The organism is Streptomyces sp. NBC_00989, assembly GCF_045162655.1.
GTDB lineage: Bacteria > Actinomycetota > Actinomycetes > Streptomycetales > Streptomycetaceae > Streptomyces.
In genome coordinates this window covers 4,985,827-5,004,753 of record NZ_CP108728.1, presented here as the reverse complement: position 1 = coordinate 5,004,753, position 18,927 = coordinate 4,985,827, and the positions used below count along the sequence as shown (strand labels likewise).

Here is an 18,927-nt window from a genome sequence, read left to right as displayed (position 1 = left end):
TGGTTCGTTACTCGATCACTGGCCCTGGGTAATGCCCCGGTACTTTCGACCTGGGGGACCGAAGTGGGCGACTTGTTCGGGGTGATCGCGTCCGTCGGTGTCGTGGCTTCTTTGCTCGTCTCTGCCTGGCAGACACGAGAGCTCACGCGACAGACAACGATCAACAACGGGATTGCCGGGGCCACGGCAAGATACAACGGGCTTGAACGACTGCACTACGTGGAGACGTTCATTGCGGCAGAGCCTGAGCTGCACGCGTACTTCTACGGCGGTGTCGAACTTCCGGCGGACGGCATTGAGCGGTGGCGCGTTGTCAATCTCCTGCGCATGCTCGCCGACACGGTGGACTACGGGCTCATGGTCAACGAGCTCAATCCCGAGATACGGAGCTCCGATGGGTGGAGGGACTACGCCCTCCTGCTGCGCGCGTCGTCTCCCGCCTTCGTGCACGTTGTCAACGAACATCCGGAGTGGTGGGTGGAACTGTCCGCACACTGGGCAGCGAACCCCGGCATTGACGGCTGACTCAGCCAGTGAAGTGGTTACGCTTGAAGACCGCTTTGCGGATGTTGACTGTGGTCCCGCCCTGGTGACCGCGTGTGCCGAAGACCTGCACGGCGATCCACCCGCCGAAGATCACGGCGGCGAGGGTGATGAGCTGGGTGATCAGCGAGGTCAGTGCGGTGATGAAGGCGGTCAGCATGAGGAGTCCGCCGCACACGGCGAGGAACCCGACACCCCCGAGCGCGATGTTCACGGCCACGCGGGAGACGGGCGGCTTGGCCACGACCGGTTCGGGCTGCATGGGATTGATGGCGTAACCGGTGACGATGCGGCCGTCCGGCAGGACGATGCTCGCCACGGACGGGATGGTGCCCGGCTGGACGGGAACGAGCGGTGCCGGCGCGGGGACGGCGGGCGTGATGGGCGCCGGGTAGTGGACTTCCATGGCTCGTTCGGCGGGTGCGTGGCGGGCGGGTTCGGGGTACATGCGGAATCCCTTCCGAACATGGATCAGGGAGGCAGGGACACCCCCTTGCGGAGGCGTTGTGGAGGGGGTTTTCGGGGCCTGGCCTGCAGGTCCTCCCTGCCTCCCTGAACGATCATCAGTGCAGGTCAGGGGGAGGGAGGCGGGTCAGGGAGGAGTTCAGGGACTTCTCCCTGCCTCCCTGACCCGCCCGGGGTTGGCTCCCTGTCATCCGGCAGTGGAAGCGGAACCCTCGCCGTTGGTGTCGTCGTCGCGGTTGGCGAGGGCGCGGGCGAGGCGGTCGCGGCCGACTACCATGCGGCCATCGGACTTGTACGGCTCGGCTCCGGTGCCGTCCAGGACGCGCTTGAGGTCGATGAACGACCACTTCCCGTAGGCGTCTGCGTTCAGCGCGGCGAGCCGCTTGAGCACGTCCTGGGTCAGGACCCGGGAGGCGTCACCCACCACCGACGCGATGTCGGCGAGCGGGTCACGGTCCTCGCCCCGTTCGATGACGGTCAGCGTGGTGACGCCGTCGCGCAGGGCCTTGGCGCGCTCGATGATGGCCTCGGCCGCGTCGTCGTCGACATAGTGCGTGCGCACCGTGATCGACGACTGCCCCTTCGGGATGTCGATCCCCGACGAGGCGACGACGAGGGTTCCCTGATCCAGGCCAGGACGCAGCAGGTTCGGAGCCGCGCCCCCGTCGACCGCCTTGTCCCCCAGCGCCATCCGCGCCTGCGACTCCGTGCCCAGCGCGAGCGAGGCCCGCGTGTGCGCCCCTTCGCGAACCAGCTTGGGGAGGTTCTGGTCGGTGGGGTCCTGGGTGCCCTGCCACATCAGCACGTTCACGGCACGGCCCTGGTTGTGGATCTTCCGCACGGCCATGAAGTAGCGGGAGGTGGCCTTGGAGCCGCCGTAGAAGCGGCCCTCGTCGTCCTTGAGCGGGCACATGAACGCCACCTGCGCCTCGTCGACGAGGACGATGAGCGCGGGGAAGACGGTGCCGGGCGCGGCCATCAGCCGGCGGTTCATCTCGTCGACCGCCCCTTCGACCATCTCGGTCACCTGGATGACGTGCTCGTCAGTCGGCCCCTGAATCAGGGTGGTGGCCACGCCGTCGAACATCTTCCAGTCGCCGATGCCCTTGAGGTCGCCCATGAGGAACTGCACCGACTTGTCGAGCGCCAGCCACAGGGCGAGGGAGCGCAGGGCGACGGTCTTGCCCTGGTTGGACAACCCGGTGATCAGCAGGTGGCGCTGATACACGCTCAGCGCGGCAGCGTCCCCGCGCAGGTCCTGCCCCCAGGGGGCTTTGCCCTTGGTGTAGTCGGCGGTCATCGTCTCGTCGGTGACCAGCGGCGACGGCCCGATCGGCTCATCGAGCGCCCCGGAGTCGGCGACCCACAGGCGCACGGTGCGGGCGGCGGTCGGGATGGTGATGAACACCTCGTGCTCGTGCCGGGTGAGGTTCTCGGCAAGCTTGCGCCGCTTGTTCTGCACCTCGTTGGTCGACACCCCGGAGGGGAGGGTGACGTCGACTTCGACTCCGCATCCGGCGATCCGGATCGGACCCAGCATCGAGGCGCCGGCGTCGCCCATCTCCTTGATGGCGTTGCGCAGCGCGGGTACTCCGAGGTCGCGCAGGGCCTTGACCACGATCGACGGGGTGATCGGCTCGCCCTCGCCGGAGCGGACGTTGGCGGGGAGCGCCCACGGGGGTGCGGCCTGCTGCTTGCTGCCGACCGCCCACAGACCGAGCAGCGCGAACAGCGGACCGAGGACGACGGCGGTGGGCCAGATGATCTGCACGATCCGGATCAGGGTCGCGATGAAGTCGATCGTGGCCTTCAACGGGGTGATGACGTCACGGACGTCGTGGGTGTTGATGGCCATCACGACCCCCAGCGCGACCAGCACCCCGACGCCCATACCGGCGCCAACCCCGACACCCTTGGCGGCTTCCACCGGGGAGTGCAAGAGGTCCATGCGGCGGTGGTGGCGGGCCTGGCGGAAGCGCTGCAACCGCTCCTCCCACTCCTCCGCCAGCTCAAGGTTCCCCGCGGCTTCGGCGGCGCGGATCATCCGCTCGTAGCGGGCCCCGGTCTTGCCGTCCCACGTGCGGCGGGCCACGATCCGCCCGCCGTTGAACGTGTAGAGGCTGTGCCGGGCCACCGCACGGGCGGCGGACTTGGTGTTCTCGTGAGTGACCGCAGTCTTCACCGCCCTCCCCGAGCGCACCCACAGGGGGACCAGGGGCGTCGGCGGGGCGTCGGGCACCACGGTCAGCACTGTGGGGCTCACGTCCGGCTCGGGGTCGGTGGGCGGGGTTTTGACGAGGCGTACGACGTTCTTGGACATGCGGGAACTGCTCCTGACTGCCCTGTGTGGGGGCGGGAGTTCGAGGAAGGACGCGAGGGTCAGCGCTGGTGCCGGGCGCGGTTCTCGGCGCGGCTGAGCTGGGACGGCTCACTACGGGGGCCGTCGAACCAGCAGGACGGGCGGATCGCGTCGGCAGCCTTGAACACACGGATCGCCGCGCCGGCCGGGGCGCCGGGCAGGGGGTAGACGCGACCTCCGTCCAGGGAGGCCAGCAGCCGGGCGCCGTGGTGCTCGCATCCGTCCGCGCCGGCGCCCACCGCGTCCAGCACGGTCACGGCGGGCGGGCCGGTGCAGGGGGTGGGGTCCTGCGGGTGGGCAGCGGGGCAACGCTGCTGGTCCACGCTCACCACCACCCCGACGCTTTCTTCGCGGCCTTGGCGCGGGCCGCTTCGGTGAGGATGCGCAGCTTCTCGCCGTTGAGGGCGGTCAGTTCGGCGGTCAGCCGCATCTCAGCAGCGGAACCGGTGGTCTCCATCTGCTGCTCGGCACGGCCGGGGTTCCTGCCGCGTACGACCTGGTAGGAGCCGCCCGCGATGGCGCGCGCCATGGCCCGGCGCTCCGAGCCGTTCAGCGGCCACCACTCGCCCTTGCGGACCGCTTCCAGCTTCGCGGCGGTCTTCCGAATCTCACGGTCCAGTCGGCGGATCTCGGACTTCGACATGCTCAACTCCCGTTCGGGGAGGTGGTGTTGGTGGGGTAGGCGCACAGCACGCACATGCCGAGCGAGCGCGGCATGCAGTAGCTGTAGACGACACCGCAGACGGGGCAGGTCTGGCGGGCGAGCATCGCGAGCGCGAGGGCTCCCCACTTCCGCGAGGTCATCGGCCGTACCGGCAGCGCGAGGTCGATGCGGTAGAGATAGGCGACGCGGACCGTGCCGGAGCGGCGGTTGATACGCATGACCTGCGCCGCTATCGGCTGACCCCCCGGACGCAGGCCACGGGCCCGTAACTGCCGGCGGGTGGCGTACTGCTCGTCACTGGGGGCGTACTTCCAGGGGAAGGTAGGGACGCCGTAGCGGGCTCCGGAAGGGTCGTAGCACTTGCCGAACGCGGCCGACATCACGCCACCCGCTTCCAGGCAGCACGGAGGCGGACCTCGGATGCCGAGTGGCCGGCCGCCCGGAAGCGCATCGCCATCTCGCGGTACGACAGGGCGGGCGTCTCGCTGGTGCGGATCTCGTCGACGAGCCCGTCAAGGTCCGTGTCAGACAACGCGGGCGGCACCCAACCGAGCGCAGGGACCGGCTCCGAGCGACCCCACACGGGGAGTTCCCACTGAGGTGTGACGCCGGGTGTGACGGGCCTCGTCACGCTGGTCAGGGCCCTACCGGTGTCCTCGCCCTGACGGGCCGTCTCCAGCGTCGACCACGCCCGCGACAGACTGCCTGCGGTCTTGGCCTGCACGCGTGCGACGCTCGCCCCTGCCTGCGTCACGGCCGTCAACCGGGTTGCTTCGGTGGAGGCTTCGGCCCGGAGTCGGGCGCGGGCTACGGCGGCTTCGTCGCGGGCTTCCTGCTGGATGCCTCGGATGGCGTCCAGCGCGGTCGGGGTGAGCGCGGTCCGCTCCCACATCCCGTGGACCAGCCACAGGGCTTTCGCTGCGATCGGTAGCCACGCCACCGCCAGCCACGCCCCGGAGGACGCTTCAGCGGTGAGGGCGTGGGCGACCAGGACGCCGGCCGCGATGGCACCGAAGCACCAGCCGACCCCCGTGACGACCCGGGAGTGGTCGCCCTGCGCGGCGAGGCGCCGTTCGTAGGCGAGGGTCGCGAGCCATCCCCCGTCGATCCCGAGTCCGACGACGAGGGCGACGAGCCACGGCATCGCGCTGCCGAGCCACATCGTGACGACGGCGAGGGTGAGGACCATGGATACCGCCGTCATGGCGACGGCGGGCAGCACGGTCTTGGCGTTCTTGGCCCTCATGCCGCACCTCCCACTGCGATCACAACGGCGAGGATGAGCAGGGCGCCGCCGGCCTGGGTGAGGTCGACCGCGCGGCGCAGGCCCGTGTACTTGGCGACTGCCAGGCGGGACAGGCCCGCGATGTCGGCAGCGAGGTCACCGGATACGGCGTCGGTGATCTGCTCGGGGGTGAGGGTGGCCCACAGGGGGAAGCCGTGCGGGCCGCTCAGGTTGGGGCGTACCGAGCGCAGCAACAGCCCTGCCGCGCCGATCAGCAGCCCCATACCGAGCGCGCCGACCACCAGGTCGGGCGGGCTGAGGGGGAGGCCGTTCGCGATGGTCCAGGCGCCGGCGAGGACCGCGCCGACGAACGCCAGCAACAGGGCGATCTTGTTGTCGGTCCGCGCGATCTCCGCCTTCACCTCAGCGTGCGCGGCTGTCAGGTTCTGTTCGGTGGTGGCGTTCATGCCACACCGCCCGACGTGCCCTCGGCACCCTGGTTGGCCAGCTCACGGCGGGCCGCGAGCAGGCGGCGCCGGGCACGGCGGATGCGCTGCCGGTCCAACTCACTCGGGGAGCGGTCCAGGGTGATGATCTGCGCGTCGATCAGGTCGACGTCCGCCAGGATGACGGGCATCTCGGAGTCGATCGCGTCCAGTTCCGCGTTCGTAGGCTCAAGCCATCCGGCGAACGCGGTAACAGCCTCTTGAACAGTGACGATGTAGCTCATTGGGTCGTGGTTCCTCTCACCAGGAACGGCCCGTCGCGGTCCCCGGGGTGCAACCCGGGGACCGCTCGCCGTTGAAACCGGAACATCCGGCTCCCCGCGCTCCCGTCCGTACGACCACCACACCTAGATGCGGGCCGGACGGACGGGAGAGGCAGCCGGCCGCAGCGTTCATGCTGCGAAGCCGAGAACGGACCGGAACAGGGATGGTGCGGCGCCACCGGCCGGTCCATACGGCGGCGCCAAACGATGTCGAAGCATCGGAACTCCTCTGTCGAGGGGGATCCAGTCCCCGGGACGCGAAACAGCACTGCAAGGGGGATCAAGTCCCCACACGCCGGCCGTTGCTCGCGGTCACCGGGCCACCTCGCCAGTACGGGCCGAAACCCTGTTCCACCTGGCCTTTAGCGGGATTGCAGCGTCCCCGCCCTCTGCGATGAAGCAGCCCAAAGAAGGCCCCTCCGTATCGCTTCCGCTGCGCGGTGGCGATAGACTGACCGTATCGCTATTCGTGAAAGGTGGCAAGGTTGGAAGGGGGTCGTATCGCTTACTGTGTAAAGCAGCGAGGTCGGCAGTCGAACGGACCGAGATGGGGACCAAGTGAGCAGCAGTGATTGGGCCAGTAGCTCGGTGCCGTACGTGGTGCCCAGGGCGAAGGGGGAGGGAGACGCGTGGCAGGACGAAGCCGCGGCCAAGGGGGGAGTCGGTAGCCAGCGCATCGTCAAGGCCGGCGAGGTGCCCGCGCCCTCGGAGGTGGCGGCGCTGCTTGCACTTGAGGACGGCACTGACGTATTGGTGCGACAACGGGTCATCTACCTGGACGAACAGCCGACCGAGCTGACCGACACCTACTATCCGTTGGACGTCGCGCGTGGCACGCGGCTGGAGGGCACCGCCAAGATTCGGGGCGGCGCGGTCACGCTCCTCGCTGAACTGGGCTACACCGCGCATCGCGTGCGTGAGGAAGTTTCAGCGCGGATGCCCACGGACGCCGAACGGCAGGTACTCGTCCTCACGGACGCCGACCCCGTTCTGTGCATGACCCGGGTGACTCTGGACGCCGCTGGCCGACCCTTCCAGGTTGACGTGTCCGTCTTCCCCGCGAGCGGGCAGCGACTTCGCTACGAATTCGAACCGAGGATCTGACGTGCCCAAGGCAGAGCAAGACGCCTACGATCGGCGTCCCCTTCACGAGCGCATCGCGGCCGATCTGCGCGACGAGATCATGTCGGGCGATCTCCAGCCCGGCGCCAGTCTTCCGTCAACGCAGCGGCTCAAGGATCGTTTCGAGGCCTCCAACGCGACCGTACAGAAGGCGCTCCAGGTCCTGAAGGATGAACGACTCGTCGTCGGCCGCGCCGGCGCGAGCGTCACCGTTCGGGAGCACCGCCAGGAGACCATCCGACCGGCAGACACCGGACAGCCCGCGCCCCATGGTGAGCAGTACTCGTGGCTCACTGTGGCGAATGGGAGAGGCAAGCGCGGAACCATCGAACTGTTGGAGGTTGCAGAAGTGCAGCCGCCGGCAGACGTGACCGCGGCGCTCGGGTTGAGCGAGGGAGGAACGGCCGTCATGAGGAGTCAGGTCCTCTCGTACGACGACGTACCGGTTGAACTGGTGAAGTCCTACTACCCTGTCGAGCTTGCCCAGGGGACAGCGATGACCGAGCGGCGGAAGATTCGCGGCGGAACGCCCGCCCTGCTCGCCGAGATGGGGTACCCACCGCGCCACACCGTGGACCGGGTGTCGGCCCGTGTGCCTACCCAGGAACAGTTCGAGGCGCTGCAACTGCCCAGCGACTTGCCCGTGCTTCGCACGTTCCGCGTGGTTTACAGCGACGACCAACGTCCGATCGAGGTCACGGTGATGGCCAAGGCGGGGCATCTCTATGAGCTTCAGTACGAGTTCGTCTGACAATCATTCCCGCAAGTCTCTCCAATGTTGAGAGGGGTGTTTACCTGCTCAGCACACTGTTGTGACTCCCGGCTTGCCTCGGTCGCCAGGATTTGGAGCAAGGCACGAGAGCGCCGGAGTCGATTAGCTCTCTGTGCGTTATGAACAATGGAGTGGCGGGCCATTGGAATAGAATTCGTCTCGGTCCCATCCGCGCCACTCTCCGATCGCAAGTGGGGCGTACCAGTGGAGTGGCACCCGCGGCTCCATTGCTGAGCGTTTGACCCCGCCCATCCGTTGGATCGCTGACCCTGGGCAACTGGTCCTTCGTGAGGGGAATCTTGCAGGAAAGTGAAAAGGGTATTGGTCTTAGACCGCAACGTCGCCCGTGTGGCCGAGGCCCCTGGCCAAAGCGTGGATACTAGTAAATCATTCTGCGATTGGCGAGAGCGTTGGTCGAGAATTTTCGATGTCCCCGGTGATGGTGTGAATCAGGCAGAGCTGTCACGGGAAAAGTCGGCAAAACGAATGAAAGCGCCGATAAGCACGGCGACTACCAGGCCCTCCAGGGATCCCAGGATCCATTCGTAAACTCCTAGAGATTTCTTGCTGAAAAAAATAGACAAGGCGACTGCCGACGGGACACAAAAAGCTATGATGTCTACTCCGGCCTGCACCTTCTTTCTCCATACTCGGTCAACGTCCGAGCGGTGGTAGTTTTCCCACCCTAGGGTTACATCACTGGTAAATCCGTGTCCCTTGAGTTCAGGCAGCAATACGCTGCGGATGTATCTGCCGATGGATGAAATCTTCTCGTCATTGACAAGATACGTCCACCCAAGAACCGAGATAGCAAAAGGTGGAATTAGCAGTACGTATGCACGTTCGGGCCCGTCGAAGTAGAAAGCGAAAATAGCGCCCGTCGTGGCCAAGGCTACATAGATAAGGTTATCTCGGAACCCGATTCGACGTACTTGCTCCTCTTTCAGTCGCTCGTACTCGACCTTGAGGATTTCGTAAGTCATTCGCTGCTCGCAGACTATAGAGGGCTGATTTCTCTCTCAACCATCCAATTAGTGGGGGTAAAAAGGCATCAAGTCACTTGCTCGAAGCTCGTGGTTCACTTCCCCTGGATGCCTTTCGCTGATCACGAAACAATCATCCCCGCCGATCTCGAAAATCCAATCCATGCAACTTCCGCACGGCGTGAATCTTTCTCGCTCGGCTGAGATTAGGACAGCTACGAGCCTCCTCGCTCCGCCAGCAACGAGTGACGAAATAGCGTTGGTCTCAGCGTGAATGTCGTGAGACCTGAACCTGTGCTCAACATTGCATCCCTGGAAGATGCGCCCATCGTCCGCCAAAGCCGCACAACCCACCTGGGTGGGACCGTGAACCCTGGCGTGGGAACGCGCTTCCCAGGATGCGAGAGACAGGGACCTTCGTTGTTCTTGCGTCAGCTCAATCACTTGGGCTCCCGGCCTGAAGAAATGCTTGCCATTAGCGTGTTCCACCTATCTTGTTGGAATGAATTGCGTGAGGTGCTCGCTAGTTGTTGGACGAGCGGCGCTACCACCTGTGGCCAATCATGGGGCTGCGGTCTGACATCGAGAACCCTGCCCAACTCTTGCACCATCTTTGTGTCGAATTTTTCTGCTGCCAGTTGTTCCCCGAGCCACGTGACAATTCCGATTCTCAAGGAATTGTCGTTTGTATTCGCTGTGACTTCAATCAGTGCGCGTACTGCTCCATACCTCACCCACTTGTCCGGGTCTCGGGTCAAAGACTTGACCACCGTGGCGGTATCTGGGCTCGGATGGAGTCCCAGTACGTGGACAGCACGCCAGCGTGTCACGGGTGACTCATTTCGAGCAATACCTAGAAGCTTCTTCGCTCCATCCGCGGTCAGTCTGCACCTTCGGAGCACGTTGGCCAATGTCCAAGCTTCGATAGGATCGTCGGAGGCCAAGCTTTGGACTATTTCTGCCCCGACATATTCACCGTCTTGGATCGTGAAAATCGTTTTCCAGCGAATGAAGGATGGGTTGACCGAGGGCACCTCCTCAACAACCCTAAATAGTTGAGTTCTGTTGGAAGCGGCCAGCATTTTCCCGGCGATGATTGACCCGTTGAGCCTGAGGGCATCCGTAGCTGCCTGCACAGTTGCTGCGACTGGATCCCATCGTTTATCGGCAAGCATCGCCAGAAGTTCCACCTGCATTTCGCTTGTCACGCGCCCTGCTACGAGAGAATAAGCGGCGCCGAAATAGTTCCAGTCGTATACCAGCCGAACCAAATTGTCCGCGACCGCAGGGTCGTGAATCTGATCCACTGCTAGGCGGAGCGAATCAAATGAAGATGCGCCTGTAGTGACGATGTCAAATGCTTCCGGCCCCCAGATACTCCTATGTCGGACTAGGTAGCGAGAGGCAAGGAAATCGTGGAATAGGTGATGGGCGAACCAGACGAAAGTGCCACTAGTGCGGACCAGTTCATTCTCTTTGAGGGTTTGAAATAGGGGTTCCTCTACTCGGTTCGTGAAATCCGTCAATGGGATTAGCATTCCTCTTTCTCGCGAGTACGACTCGTAGCAAACCTTGCTAAGCGTGTCGAGTCCCGCGTCATTCACGCACGCCATCTTCGAAAAGTAGGCCTCAATCATCTTCGCGGCACTACCGTCAGTGAGGCTAAAAGTTGTTGCCTTGTCGAGGAAGAAGGGGTTCTTGAGCAGTTTGAGTGCTGCCTGTGGCGCTTTCTCGAATTCCCGATTGGCGCTCCAGAAATCGTCGACCTGCTTATCCGACAAGGGTAGTACGGTTGCAAGCTTCCAGCGATCGAGTGGAACTGGTCGCCTGACCAGACGCTCGCTGACGATGACGCTGATAAAGGGAAATCTTCTGGCTAGTTCATCTAGGGCGTCCAGTGCAGGTTGCGATAGCTCTCTAGGGATTTCGTTTAGTCCATCTGCGAGGAGCAGTAGCATTGGGACTTCTGAAGAGCTGGTCAGGACCGGCTTCAATGAGGGATAGCTCAATCCGATCAGAGCTTGAACAAAAGATTCAGGCTCTCTGCTCCTGATTGTAGACGGAAGGTCCCTCAAAGGTAGCCAGAAAGGAATTACATTGTCAGGGCCGGCGGCGGCTGATGCGCCAGCTCGGACCAGGAGATGCGTCTTTCCGCTTCCAGCTTCCGCAGAGAGCAGGACTCGGCCAGATTCAATGGCTAGTTTGGCAAGGTCTTCTTCCGGTGCGACTTCATCCCATTGCCCAGAAATAAGCTGGTCGTACGAATCAGGAAGTGCGATCTGCAGGCTGAAAGGAGTGCGCCCACGGCTGAGTGCCGTGAAGTACGCGAGTGCGTCCCTTCTCATACGTGACCAAACTGCCGATTCTTCCCTGGTGGCGGTCATGCCGCAGCCTCCGGAGTGCGCCGTGGATCTGGTTCCATTTCCACGATATCTGTTACAACTCGCCACGTGAAGGTGCTCGCGATTGCGCAGGCGTGCGGTCGCCACAGCTTGCGGCTATCATCGTTGTCGGGGTCATCGATTATGTCTGACACGCTTCGGACGATGAGCAAGCGTGGGTTGTATTGCGGGTTACTTCTAGAAGCTGCAACGCCACGGCAGAGGCCCACTGATTCCATGTCGATTGCGACAGCTTCATCGTATTCCTGAACAATCCGCTGTTGCTCTTCCGAGTCGGGATCACCGTAGATTTTGTCACCAGCTACGAGGCTCTCGATGTGAACTTTGGGGTGGCAGCCTTCAGGAAGCTCATTCTTGAGTGAATCTGTGAGCCATGAATGATCGTCCCTGAGTGGAGCGACGTAGTCCTGATGAAGATTAATAGATGGATAGTCGAATGGAATGTATCGTCGGCGCGCTCCTTGGCTACTCAACTTGGCGAAGGAGCAGTAGTGAATATACGGCGGAATGATTACATCGCCGACGGAAACATCCGCACGTCCGTTGATCCCGCCGGCAATCCCGCATAGCACCAGGAGTTCTGGTTGCCAGTGTTCGATTACATCTCTAACCTTTTCGCCCGACTGGATATTGTTCCGATCGATCTCTCGGTGAACGACGTCCGGATACTTGGGGTCGTCCTCTGCAGCGACGTAGTAAGGCTTCCCTCGAAGGCGCTGGGTTAGGCCACCAACGGCTCTCAAGGCTTCGGTCTCCTCCTGCACGGCCGTCAAAACTGCCACACGGGCGTGACCAAGTCGCCCACCGGTAAGTGGCATAGAATCCCCCTGGAGTCGGCCCCAACACGGTCAACGCTTGCGCGCCGTAGTCGCAGATGCTACTTCGGTGACCGCGTGACCGGGAGGTGGACGCCCGACGCAACTTTCGCTTGAGCAACAGCGCGCAACGACGAGCTAGAGGGTGTCCGAGGGGTTGTGCACAGGGCTAAGAAGTGTCGGCGTTGAGCCAGCGGCGCGATTGCGGTGATATGCGTTCGTCTGATCGCAGCGTGGGCGGCTGAGATGATGTGAGCATGTCGACGCTCGGAACGCCTCTCTCAGCTGCACTCATCCCCGACTGCACCGAACCGGAAGCTCACCGCGCTGCCTACAAAAGAGCCAAGACCGACGACGTGATCTTTGTGTGCATCGCTCGTCAGGGCCCGCGGTGGAAGGTGCAGCTTGACGCTATGTCCTGCAGCGGGCCCACCATCCCGGACGAGGCGGTGACGGTCCTGCGGTCCGCGGCCGAAGCACTGGTGCTCGCGGACACAGTGACGCAGGCCAACATTGCGGCTGACTACATCTCTATGTGGGCGATCGAGAGCGAGCAGAGGGCGCGCGAGATCGCGGCTGCGTTCCATGCCGCTCTGCACGGTTTCCGACAGCTGTACACCGCCGTCCCGAGCCAGCGCCGAAGGCCCTAGCGGGTTGCGTGTGGACGAGGCGTGGACGTCTCGGGTCGGGTTTCCTCTTGGCTCGGTCGTCTGTGCAGGTCAGCCCGGTTCAAGGAGAGCCCTCTTGGGGGGACTGTAAATCTGCCGGCTTAGCCTACCCAGGTTCGAACCCTGGCGCCGCCACATGATCGAAGGGTCTGTGATCAGCAGTAATGCTGATCACGGACCCTTTTGTCGTTCCCGGAGCCTTCTGCCGCGGCATCCCCCACCCCGCCACCAGTCTTGACGTGCCCGTGCCACGGTCCTACTGTCGCGACACCGCGTTCATGTTGAAACACAAAGTTCATCTATGTGAACACATGGGCGTGCGCCAACCGAGTCCACAGAGCAGACAGGAAGGCACCCCCCATGCGCATGCGTACGCTGCTCACCTCCCTGGCCACCGTCGTCGCCGTCACCGGCGGCCTCGCCCTCACCGCTCCCGCCGCGTCGGGCAGTACCGGCGCAGCCGACGTCGTCGCCTCACCACTGGCGGACCCCTCCGTCGCGCCCGGCGGGAACTTCGATCTGGGGGTGTGGCAGCTCCAGGAGCCGATCGGTTCCCCCGGCTCGCCCACGACGATCTCGTCGTCGCGGCTCCAGGGGGCCAGCGGGTTCCAGGACTCGTACTTCTACACGGACACCCGCGACGGAGCGATGACCTTCTGGGCGCCGGAGAAGGGCGTCACCACCCCCAACTCGAACTACGCCCGCTCCGAACTGCGCGAGATGAACCGCAGCGGCAGCGCCGCCAACTGGTCGCTCAGCGGCACCCATACGATGAAGGCGACGCTACGGGTCGTATCCGTCACCTCGAACGTCTGCGTCGGCCAGATCCACCTCGGCACCGGCGGCACCTCCACCAAGCCGCTCCTGGAGCTGTACTACCGGTCGAGCGGCGACATCGTCCTCGGCACGGAGAACTCGCCCTCCGGCGGCCAGACCCTGCACACCGTCGGCAACGTGTCGGTCGGCAAGACGTGGAGCTACACGATCGGCGTCTCGGGCGGAAACACCATCAACCTGACGGTCAACGGGAGCACCACGCACTACGCCATACCGTCGTCGTTCAACGCCTACAAGCAGTACTTCAAGGCCGGTTCGTACAACCAGTCGTCCTCCGACAGCACCACCAAGGGCGCCCGGGTCGCCTTCTACGGCCTCACCGTCGCCCACAGCTGAGCGAGCCACGACAGCCGATGCGGCCTGCGGCGGGGCAGACTGATCTCATGTCGTCACGCCGCAGAAGCTGCCCCGAGTGCCGTCGTGAAATCGCCGTCGTGGCCGGCCGGTTCGCGCGACACGATCCGCCCGGCGCGCGGGAGAGCGGGGACCTCGTGTCGTGCCCCGGGTCCCGCCGCCAGGCGGAACTCGGGGCGGCCCAGCCCGCGTTGGACGGGTACGCGGTCCCGGAGTTCCCCGGACAGATGCCCCTGTTCTAAGCAGTTGGGCAGTTGGGCAGCTGAGCCATAGGGCAACTACCCGGACCGAACCCCAGTTCCCCCACCCGGCCCGAACCTCAGTTCCCCGCCACCGACTTCACCGCCACCGACACCGGCGCGGACCCACCGATCAGTTCCAGCGTCAGGCCGGCCGTCGCCGGCGTCTCCACCAACTCCGCGAGTACGGCGGCCACATCGTCACGCGGGATCGAGCCGCGACCGGTGTGGGCCTCCAGCCGGACCAGCCCGGTGCCGGCGTCGTTCGTGAGCGAACCGGGGCGCAGGATCGTCCAGTCGAGGGCGTCCAGGCCCCGTACGTACGCGTCGGCCTCGCCCTTGGCCCGCAGGTACACGTCGAAGACACCGTCCCCGGAGTGCGTCGGATCCGCGCCCATCGAGGACACGACGACATGGCGCCGGACGCCCGCCAGGACCGCCGCGTCGGCGAACAGCACCGCCGAACCCCGGTCCACCGTGTCCTTGCGGGCCGTGCCGCTGTTCGGGCCCGCGCCCGCCGCGAAGACCGCCGCGTCCGCGCCCCGCAGGTGCGCCGCGACCTCCTCGACCGAGGCCGACTCCAGGTCGAGCAGCAGCGGTTCGGCGCCGGCCGCCCGTAGATCGTCGCTCTGTTCGGCGTTGCGGATGATGCCCGCGACCTCTTCACCGCGCGCGGCGAGCAGGCGCTCCAGCCGCAGCGCGATCTGACCATGACCTCCAGCGATGACAATGCGCATGCCTTCGACCGTACGCCCGGACGGCCGCACGCGCCGCATGACTTCAGCCGCGTCCCAGCAGCGCACACCCGCGCCGTACGCGCCGGGCGCGCGGACTAGAGCCGCAGCGCCTCAGGCGTACGCCCCCGCGCAGCGACAACCGCTCACGACAACTCGCCCCGTCCCTGCCGGGGCAGCCCCAACTCCGAGCCCGCCGCCGTGTTGCAGTACTCCCGCACCGCGCTCGTCCGTGCCACCACGCGCCCCCGGTGCACCACGATCCGGCTGTACGCCAGCGACAGCGCGCCCGCGAGCCGGTCGCCGCGCACCGCGAGCAGTTCGGCCGGAAATCCCGCCTCGACCCGCACCTCGGGCAGACCGAGCGCCGCGCGTGCCGACGAACTCACCGTGTCGTAGGCGTCCTCGGGCCGCATCCCATGGCGGGAGGCCAGCAGGTAGGCCGCCTCCAAGGGGTCCCCGCGGCCGACCGGGTTGGACACGTCCCGCAGGGCGCCGCTGCCCGCGGCCACCTGGACGCCGGCCGTGCGCAGCAGTCGTACGGGAGCCGTGCCCCGGCGGTCGACGCCGCCGCAGCCGCCCTGCGGCAGGCAGACCACCGTCACGCCGGCCGCGGCCAGTTGGTCCGCGATCCGCGTGACCGTGTCCGCGGGCAGCCGTCCCAGGCCTCCGCACGGGCCGAGCGTCACGCCGGGGCGCATCCCGCCCGCGACCGCCGCCAGCCGGGCCAGGCGGGTCGGGTCGGCGGCGTCCGTGTGCAGGTCGACCGGGCAGCCGTGCTCGGACGCGACCTCCAGGACGGCCTCCACGTACCCCGTCGGATCGGGGTCCAGATCTGGACAACCGCCCACTACGGAGGCACCCATTTTCAACGCGTCCCGCAGCATCGCGAGCCCGTCCGCCCCCGCCACCCCGGTCAGCAGCCGGGGCATCGCCACCGCCGTCAACTCCGCCAGCCCCCGCAGCGCCCGCCGCGCCTGGAGTACGGCGGCCAGCGCGCTCAGCCCCTGGACGTCCCCCACGCGCACGTGTGCCCGCTGCGCCGTCGCCCCGTGCCCGAGTTGCAGCAGCGCCGCCTCCGTCGCGCGGCGCTGGACGTCCTGCGGGTCGTAGGAGACCGGTCCGCCGTTCTCCGCCGACAGGGCGGTGTCACTGTGCGTGTGCGGCTCGGCCGGGGCCGGGAGGAGGAGGTAGCCGTTGAGGTCCACGCGCGCGCCGCACGCGCGCGTGGCGTCCGTCGCCAGGCTGCCGGCGGTGCCGACCGCCTCAATGCGCCCGCCGCCCAGCCGTACGTCCACGGTCCGGCCGTCCGTCAGCCGGGCCCCGCACAACAGGAGCGCGGCCGGGTCGGCCGGTCCCGACGAGCCTGAGGAACCCGACGGACCAGACGACGAATGGGGCGGCTGGGGCTGACTGTCGGGCATCGCGCTCCAGGGGCTCAGGGCTTCGCGGGCTCGGGGCTTCGGGGCTCAGGACCGGGGGGCTGCGCAAAGGGGCGCAAGATCACACAGAGTGAGTCGAGCCTAGGGCGGTGATCCGCTCACGGCCGGGAGGAGCGCAATAGTCGTACCGGTGTGGTCCCCCATACGAGAGGGGCCCCCGAGGCCTCTGGGAGGGCCGTGGAAGAGGCTGGAGCGGTGCCGCGAAACGGATTTGGGCGAACGGTCGCCGAGCGTGTAATGTCTTCATCGCTCGCCCCAATAGCTCAGTCGGTAGAGCGTCTCCATGGTAAGGAGAAGGTCTACGGTTCGATTCCGTATTGGGGCTCTGGTGTGAAAGGTTCCCGTCGCAAGACGGGAGCTGATCGCATCACAGCGGTGTAGCTCAGTCGGTAGAGCAAGCGGCTCATAATCGCTGTGTCACCGGTTCAAGTCCGGTCACCGCTACTGACAGTAGCCGATTGCGGGGTCGGTCCTTCGATCGGCTACTCTGTTATGCGTTCATAGTCCCATCCGTTCGTCAAGGAGCACTCCTGTGGCTGCCACCGACGTCCGCCCGAAGATCACGCTGGCCTGCGTGGAGTGCAAGGAGCGGAACTACATCACCAAGAAGAACCGGCGTAACAACCCGGACCGACTGGAGATGAAGAAGCACTGCCCGCGTTGCAATGCGCACACCGCGCACCGCGAAACGCGATAAGAATCAGGCTCGTACACGAGGCCGTCCCCGAAGTCTGGGGGCGGCCTCGCGTCGTTCTCCACACAGCAGGCCACCCAGCAGCAGGCCACACGGCAGCAGGAACATCAGGAGGTACCGGGCCATGGCGCTCGACCAGTCCTTCGTGGGGCGGACCTACCCGCCCACCGACCCCTACGAGGTGGGCCGGGAGAAGATCCGTGAGTTCGCGGAGGCGGTGGGGGACACCAACCCGGCGTACACGGACCCGGAGGCCGCCAAGGCGCTCGGTCACCCCGATGTGATCGCCCCGCCGACCTTCGTCTTCTCCATCACGTTCAAGGCCGCCGGACAGGTCGTCCAGGACCCGCAGCTGGGCCTCGACTACAGCCGCGTCGTGCACGGCGACCAGAAGTTCGTCTACGTCCGCCCCGTGCGCGCCGGTGACCGCCTCACGGTCACCTCCACGATCGAGGCGATCAAGTCGATGGCGGGCAACGACATCCTGGACATCCGCGGCGAGGTCCACGACGAGGCCGGCGAGCACGTCGTGACCGCCTGGACCAAGCTCGTGGCCCGCGCGGCGGAGGGGAACTGACATGACGGCGAAGATCGCGTACGACGACGTCGAGGTCGGCACCGAGCTGCCGGCCCAGACCTTCCCCGTGACCCGCGCCGCCCTCGTCCAGTACGCGGGTGCCTCCGGGGACTTCAACCCGATCCACTGGAACGAGAAGTTCGCCAAGGAGGTCGGACTGCCGGACGTCATCGCGCACGGCATGTTCACCATGGCCGAGGCGATCCGCGTGGTCACCGACTGGACCGGCGACCCGGGCGCGGTCGCCGAGTACGGGGTCCGCTTCACCAAGCCCGTCGTCGTCCCGAACGACGACCAGGGCGCGACCGTCGAGGTCAGTGCGAAGGTCGCCGCCAAGCTCGACGACAACACGGTCCGCGTGGACCTGGTGGCGATGAGTGCCGGGCAGAAGGTGCTGGGTATGTCGCGGGCGGTCGTACGACTGGCTTGACCGGTCGGCCGCCGGGTCGGGGCGAGTTGAGGTAAGGGGCATCCGCCATTGCGGGCGCCCCTTACTTGTCGGTCGGCCCGGGCCGACTTGGTGACTTGCGGTGACATCGCGCGGCCCGCCTGTGTGCCGTGCCCCACACCTCTTGACGTAGTTAGTGATTGAGTACTAACTTTCTCGCATGGTCAGGATGAGCGCAGAAGAGAGGCGTGAGAGCGTCGTCCGCGCGGCGATCGCAGAGTTCGCGCAGCGGGGGTACTACGGCACCTCCACCGAGGCGATCGCCAAGCGGGTCGGTGTCTCGCAGCCGTATCTCTTCCGGCTCTTCCCGGGCAAGAAGGCGATCTTCGCGGCGGCCTCGCTGCGGTGTGTGGCGGACGTGTGCCAGGCCGTCGAGGAGGCGGCCGAGGGGCTGCAGGGCGAGGACGCCCTGCACGCCATGGCCAACGCCTACGTGCGGCTGATCACGGAGAACCCCGAGAAGCTCCAGATGCAGATGCAGACGTACATCACCGTGGCCGCCGCCGAGGCGGAGGGTGATCACGAGTTCGGCGAGGCCGTCCGGAACGGCTGGATGAAGCTCTGGGAGATCGTGCATCTGCCGCTGGGGGCGGACGTCAACGACACCACGACCTTCATGGCGTACGGAATGCTGATCAACACCCTGGCGGCCATGGGTTTTCCGCCCGAACACCGGGTCTGGGAAGGGTTGTATCCGTCGGCGCGGGTCACCGGCCGACTGGAGAAGTAGCGGGCATCGAGAAGGAGCGGATTCTGCGCCTTTTCATGACCATCAAAGTTAGTCATCAATAACTAATCATCGGTACGAGCGCCCT

At 65.6% G+C, this 18,927-nt stretch carries 24 protein-coding genes and 2 tRNA genes; 12 read left to right on the top strand and 14 right to left on the bottom strand.

The window, feature by feature from the left end; translation table 11 throughout:
* The first annotated feature begins 63 nt into the window (after window positions 1–63).
* Window positions 64–525 carry a hypothetical protein gene (locus OG714_RS21820; RefSeq protein ID WP_406123302.1) on the top strand — a complete coding sequence of 154 codons (462 nt, stop codon included), beginning with the start codon at window positions 64–66 and terminating at the stop codon, window positions 523–525.
* Between the two features lies 1 nt (window position 526).
* On the opposite strand, the gene OG714_RS21815 is transcribed toward OG714_RS21820, so the two are convergent.
* The 8 genes from OG714_RS21815 to OG714_RS21780 form a co-directional block, all read right to left on the bottom strand.
* Complete coding sequence (locus OG714_RS21815; RefSeq protein ID WP_406123300.1) at window positions 527–991, bottom strand: hypothetical protein; 465 nt, start codon at window positions 989–991, stop codon at window positions 527–529.
* 204 nt (window positions 992–1,195) lie between these two features.
* A complete protein-coding gene (locus OG714_RS21810) occupies window positions 1,196–3,328 on the bottom strand; it encodes an FtsK/SpoIIIE domain-containing protein (protein WP_406123298.1) in 2,133 nt (710 codons plus the stop codon).
* 59 nt (window positions 3,329–3,387) lie between these two features.
* The gene (locus OG714_RS21805) at window positions 3,388–3,690 is read right to left on the bottom strand and encodes a hypothetical protein (protein ID WP_406123297.1); all 303 of its coding nucleotides are present in this window, start codon (window positions 3,688–3,690) and stop codon (window positions 3,388–3,390) included.
* 2 nt (window positions 3,691–3,692) lie between these two features.
* Window positions 3,693–4,010, bottom strand: coding sequence for a hypothetical protein (locus OG714_RS21800; RefSeq protein WP_406123295.1), 318 nt, complete (start codon window positions 4,008–4,010; stop codon window positions 3,693–3,695).
* A 2-nt stretch (window positions 4,011–4,012) separates the two neighbouring features.
* Window positions 4,013–4,411, bottom strand: coding sequence for an RRQRL motif-containing zinc-binding protein (locus tag OG714_RS21795; protein WP_406123293.1), 399 nt, complete (start codon window positions 4,409–4,411; stop codon window positions 4,013–4,015).
* Window positions 4,411–5,277: a protein spdB gene (locus tag OG714_RS21790; protein ID WP_406123291.1), complete on the bottom strand. Its 867-nt coding sequence runs from the start codon at window positions 5,275–5,277 to the stop codon at window positions 4,411–4,413. Before OG714_RS21790 ends, OG714_RS21795 begins: the two co-directional genes overlap by 1 nt.
* Window positions 5,274–5,723 carry a Pycsar system effector family protein gene (locus tag OG714_RS21785; RefSeq protein WP_406123289.1) on the bottom strand — a complete coding sequence of 150 codons (450 nt, stop codon included), beginning with the start codon at window positions 5,721–5,723 and terminating at the stop codon, window positions 5,274–5,276. Before OG714_RS21785 ends, OG714_RS21790 begins: the two co-directional genes overlap by 4 nt.
* Complete coding sequence (locus tag OG714_RS21780; RefSeq protein WP_406123287.1) at window positions 5,720–5,986, bottom strand: DUF6284 family protein; 267 nt, start codon at window positions 5,984–5,986, stop codon at window positions 5,720–5,722. The genes OG714_RS21785 and OG714_RS21780 overlap by 4 nt, the downstream gene beginning before the upstream one ends.
* A gap of 597 nt (window positions 5,987–6,583) precedes the next feature.
* On the opposite strand from OG714_RS21780, the gene OG714_RS21775 reads away from it, so the two are divergent.
* Complete coding sequence (locus tag OG714_RS21775; RefSeq protein WP_406123286.1) at window positions 6,584–7,129, top strand: GntR family transcriptional regulator; 546 nt, start codon at window positions 6,584–6,586, stop codon at window positions 7,127–7,129.
* Window position 7,130: 1 nt separating this feature from the next.
* Entirely contained in the window at window positions 7,131–7,898 is a 768-nt protein-coding gene (locus OG714_RS21770; RefSeq protein ID WP_406123284.1) for a GntR family transcriptional regulator, read from the top strand.
* 470 nt (window positions 7,899–8,368) lie between these two features.
* On the opposite strand, the gene OG714_RS21765 is transcribed toward OG714_RS21770, so the two are convergent.
* Genes OG714_RS21765 through OG714_RS21750 form a run of 4 tightly spaced genes read right to left on the bottom strand, consistent with a single transcriptional unit; the run spans window position 8,369 to window position 12,068 of the window.
* Complete coding sequence (locus OG714_RS21765; protein ID WP_406123282.1) at window positions 8,369–8,902, bottom strand: hypothetical protein; 534 nt, start codon at window positions 8,900–8,902, stop codon at window positions 8,369–8,371.
* Between the two features lie 48 nt (window positions 8,903–8,950).
* Window positions 8,951–9,346 (bottom strand): cytidine deaminase family protein, encoded by a 396-nt coding sequence (locus OG714_RS21760; protein WP_406123280.1) that lies wholly within the window; start codon window positions 9,344–9,346, stop codon window positions 8,951–8,953.
* Window positions 9,343–11,286: an NACHT domain-containing protein gene (locus tag OG714_RS21755; RefSeq protein ID WP_406123279.1), complete on the bottom strand. Its 1,944-nt coding sequence runs from the start codon at window positions 11,284–11,286 to the stop codon at window positions 9,343–9,345. Before OG714_RS21755 ends, OG714_RS21760 begins: the two co-directional genes overlap by 4 nt.
* A complete protein-coding gene (locus tag OG714_RS21750) occupies window positions 11,283–12,068 on the bottom strand; it encodes a hypothetical protein (RefSeq protein WP_406123278.1) in 786 nt (261 codons plus the stop codon). The genes OG714_RS21755 and OG714_RS21750 overlap by 4 nt, the downstream gene beginning before the upstream one ends.
* 308 nt (window positions 12,069–12,376) lie before the next feature.
* Here OG714_RS21750 and OG714_RS21745 point away from each other — a divergent pair, with 308 nt between their 5' ends.
* The 3 genes from OG714_RS21745 to OG714_RS21735 all read left to right on the top strand — a co-directional run bounded on the left by OG714_RS21745 (window position 12,377) and on the right by OG714_RS21735 (window position 14,220).
* Window positions 12,377–12,769, top strand: coding sequence for a hypothetical protein (locus OG714_RS21745; protein WP_406123277.1), 393 nt, complete (start codon window positions 12,377–12,379; stop codon window positions 12,767–12,769).
* Window positions 12,770–13,147: 378 nt separating this feature from the next.
* On the top strand, window positions 13,148–13,960 hold the full coding sequence (locus OG714_RS21740) for a polysaccharide lyase family 7 protein (RefSeq protein WP_406123276.1): 813 nt from the start codon (window positions 13,148–13,150) through the stop codon (window positions 13,958–13,960).
* Between the two features lie 47 nt (window positions 13,961–14,007).
* Window positions 14,008–14,220, top strand: coding sequence for a hypothetical protein (locus tag OG714_RS21735; RefSeq protein ID WP_266860852.1), 213 nt, complete (start codon window positions 14,008–14,010; stop codon window positions 14,218–14,220).
* A gap of 77 nt (window positions 14,221–14,297) precedes the next feature.
* Here OG714_RS21735 and OG714_RS21730 read toward each other — a convergent pair whose 3' ends face one another.
* Together OG714_RS21730 and OG714_RS21725 are read right to left on the bottom strand one after the other, a co-directional pair.
* Window positions 14,298–14,954, bottom strand: a complete 657-nt coding sequence (locus OG714_RS21730) for an NAD(P)H-binding protein (protein ID WP_406123275.1) — start codon at window positions 14,952–14,954, stop codon at window positions 14,298–14,300.
* 143 nt (window positions 14,955–15,097) lie between these two features.
* The gene (locus OG714_RS21725; RefSeq protein ID WP_406123274.1) at window positions 15,098–16,375 is read right to left on the bottom strand and encodes an amidohydrolase family protein; all 1,278 of its coding nucleotides are present in this window, start codon (window positions 16,373–16,375) and stop codon (window positions 15,098–15,100) included.
* A gap of 270 nt (window positions 16,376–16,645) precedes the next feature.
* On the opposite strand from OG714_RS21725, the gene OG714_RS21720 reads away from it, so the two are divergent.
* From OG714_RS21720 to OG714_RS21695, 6 genes are all read left to right on the top strand, one after another.
* A tRNA-Thr gene (locus OG714_RS21720) sits at window positions 16,646–16,718 on the top strand.
* Between the two features lie 46 nt (window positions 16,719–16,764).
* Window positions 16,765–16,837, top strand: a tRNA-Met gene (locus OG714_RS21715).
* Between the two features lie 88 nt (window positions 16,838–16,925).
* Window positions 16,926–17,090, top strand: a complete 165-nt coding sequence (gene rpmG / locus OG714_RS21710; RefSeq protein WP_003948671.1) for a 50S ribosomal protein L33 — start codon at window positions 16,926–16,928, stop codon at window positions 17,088–17,090.
* A gap of 121 nt (window positions 17,091–17,211) precedes the next feature.
* Window positions 17,212–17,664, top strand: a complete 453-nt coding sequence (locus tag OG714_RS21705; RefSeq protein WP_406123273.1) for a MaoC family dehydratase N-terminal domain-containing protein — start codon at window positions 17,212–17,214, stop codon at window positions 17,662–17,664.
* Window position 17,665: 1 nt separating this feature from the next.
* Window positions 17,666–18,094 carry a MaoC family dehydratase gene (locus OG714_RS21700; protein ID WP_266860859.1) on the top strand — a complete coding sequence of 143 codons (429 nt, stop codon included), beginning with the start codon at window positions 17,666–17,668 and terminating at the stop codon, window positions 18,092–18,094.
* A 178-nt stretch (window positions 18,095–18,272) separates the two neighbouring features.
* On the top strand, window positions 18,273–18,842 hold the full coding sequence (locus OG714_RS21695; RefSeq protein ID WP_406123272.1) for a TetR/AcrR family transcriptional regulator: 570 nt from the start codon (window positions 18,273–18,275) through the stop codon (window positions 18,840–18,842).
* Window positions 18,843–18,927: the final 85 nt, after the last annotated feature.

Excerpts from the sequence above, each read along its gene's own strand:
- OG714_RS21810 (WP_406123298.1), bottom strand. The coding sequence starts at position 3,328 with ATGTCCAAGAACGTCGTACGCCTCGTCAAAACCCCGCCCACCGACCCC.
- OG714_RS21725 (WP_406123274.1), bottom strand. The coding sequence starts at position 16,375 with ATGCCCGACAGTCAGCCCCAGCCGCCCCATTCGTCGTCTGGTCCGTCG.
- OG714_RS21755 (WP_406123279.1), bottom strand. The coding sequence starts at position 11,286 with ATGACCGCCACCAGGGAAGAATCGGCAGTTTGGTCACGTATGAGAAGG.
- OG714_RS21800 (WP_406123295.1), bottom strand. The coding sequence starts at position 4,010 with ATGTCGAAGTCCGAGATCCGCCGACTGGACCGTGAGATTCGGAAGACC.
- OG714_RS21765 (WP_406123282.1), bottom strand. The coding sequence starts at position 8,902 with ATGACTTACGAAATCCTCAAGGTCGAGTACGAGCGACTGAAAGAGGAG.
- OG714_RS21785 (WP_406123289.1), bottom strand. The coding sequence starts at position 5,723 with ATGAACGCCACCACCGAACAGAACCTGACAGCCGCGCACGCTGAGGTG.
- OG714_RS21730 (WP_406123275.1), bottom strand. The coding sequence starts at position 14,954 with ATGCGCATTGTCATCGCTGGAGGTCATGGTCAGATCGCGCTGCGGCTG.
- OG714_RS21735 (WP_266860852.1), top strand. The coding sequence starts at position 14,008 with ATGTCGTCACGCCGCAGAAGCTGCCCCGAGTGCCGTCGTGAAATCGCC.
- OG714_RS21705 (WP_406123273.1), top strand. The coding sequence starts at position 17,212 with ATGGCGCTCGACCAGTCCTTCGTGGGGCGGACCTACCCGCCCACCGAC.
- OG714_RS21790 (WP_406123291.1), bottom strand. The coding sequence starts at position 5,277 with ATGAGGGCCAAGAACGCCAAGACCGTGCTGCCCGCCGTCGCCATGACG.
- OG714_RS21740 (WP_406123276.1), top strand. The coding sequence starts at position 13,148 with ATGCGCATGCGTACGCTGCTCACCTCCCTGGCCACCGTCGTCGCCGTC.
- OG714_RS21745 (WP_406123277.1), top strand. The coding sequence starts at position 12,377 with ATGTCGACGCTCGGAACGCCTCTCTCAGCTGCACTCATCCCCGACTGC.
- OG714_RS21700 (WP_266860859.1), top strand. The coding sequence starts at position 17,666 with ATGACGGCGAAGATCGCGTACGACGACGTCGAGGTCGGCACCGAGCTG.
- OG714_RS21780 (WP_406123287.1), bottom strand. The coding sequence starts at position 5,986 with ATGAGCTACATCGTCACTGTTCAAGAGGCTGTTACCGCGTTCGCCGGA.
- OG714_RS21795 (WP_406123293.1), bottom strand. The coding sequence starts at position 4,411 with ATGTCGGCCGCGTTCGGCAAGTGCTACGACCCTTCCGGAGCCCGCTAC.
- OG714_RS21695 (WP_406123272.1), top strand. The coding sequence starts at position 18,273 with ATGGTCAGGATGAGCGCAGAAGAGAGGCGTGAGAGCGTCGTCCGCGCG.
- OG714_RS21815 (WP_406123300.1), bottom strand. The coding sequence starts at position 991 with ATGTACCCCGAACCCGCCCGCCACGCACCCGCCGAACGAGCCATGGAA.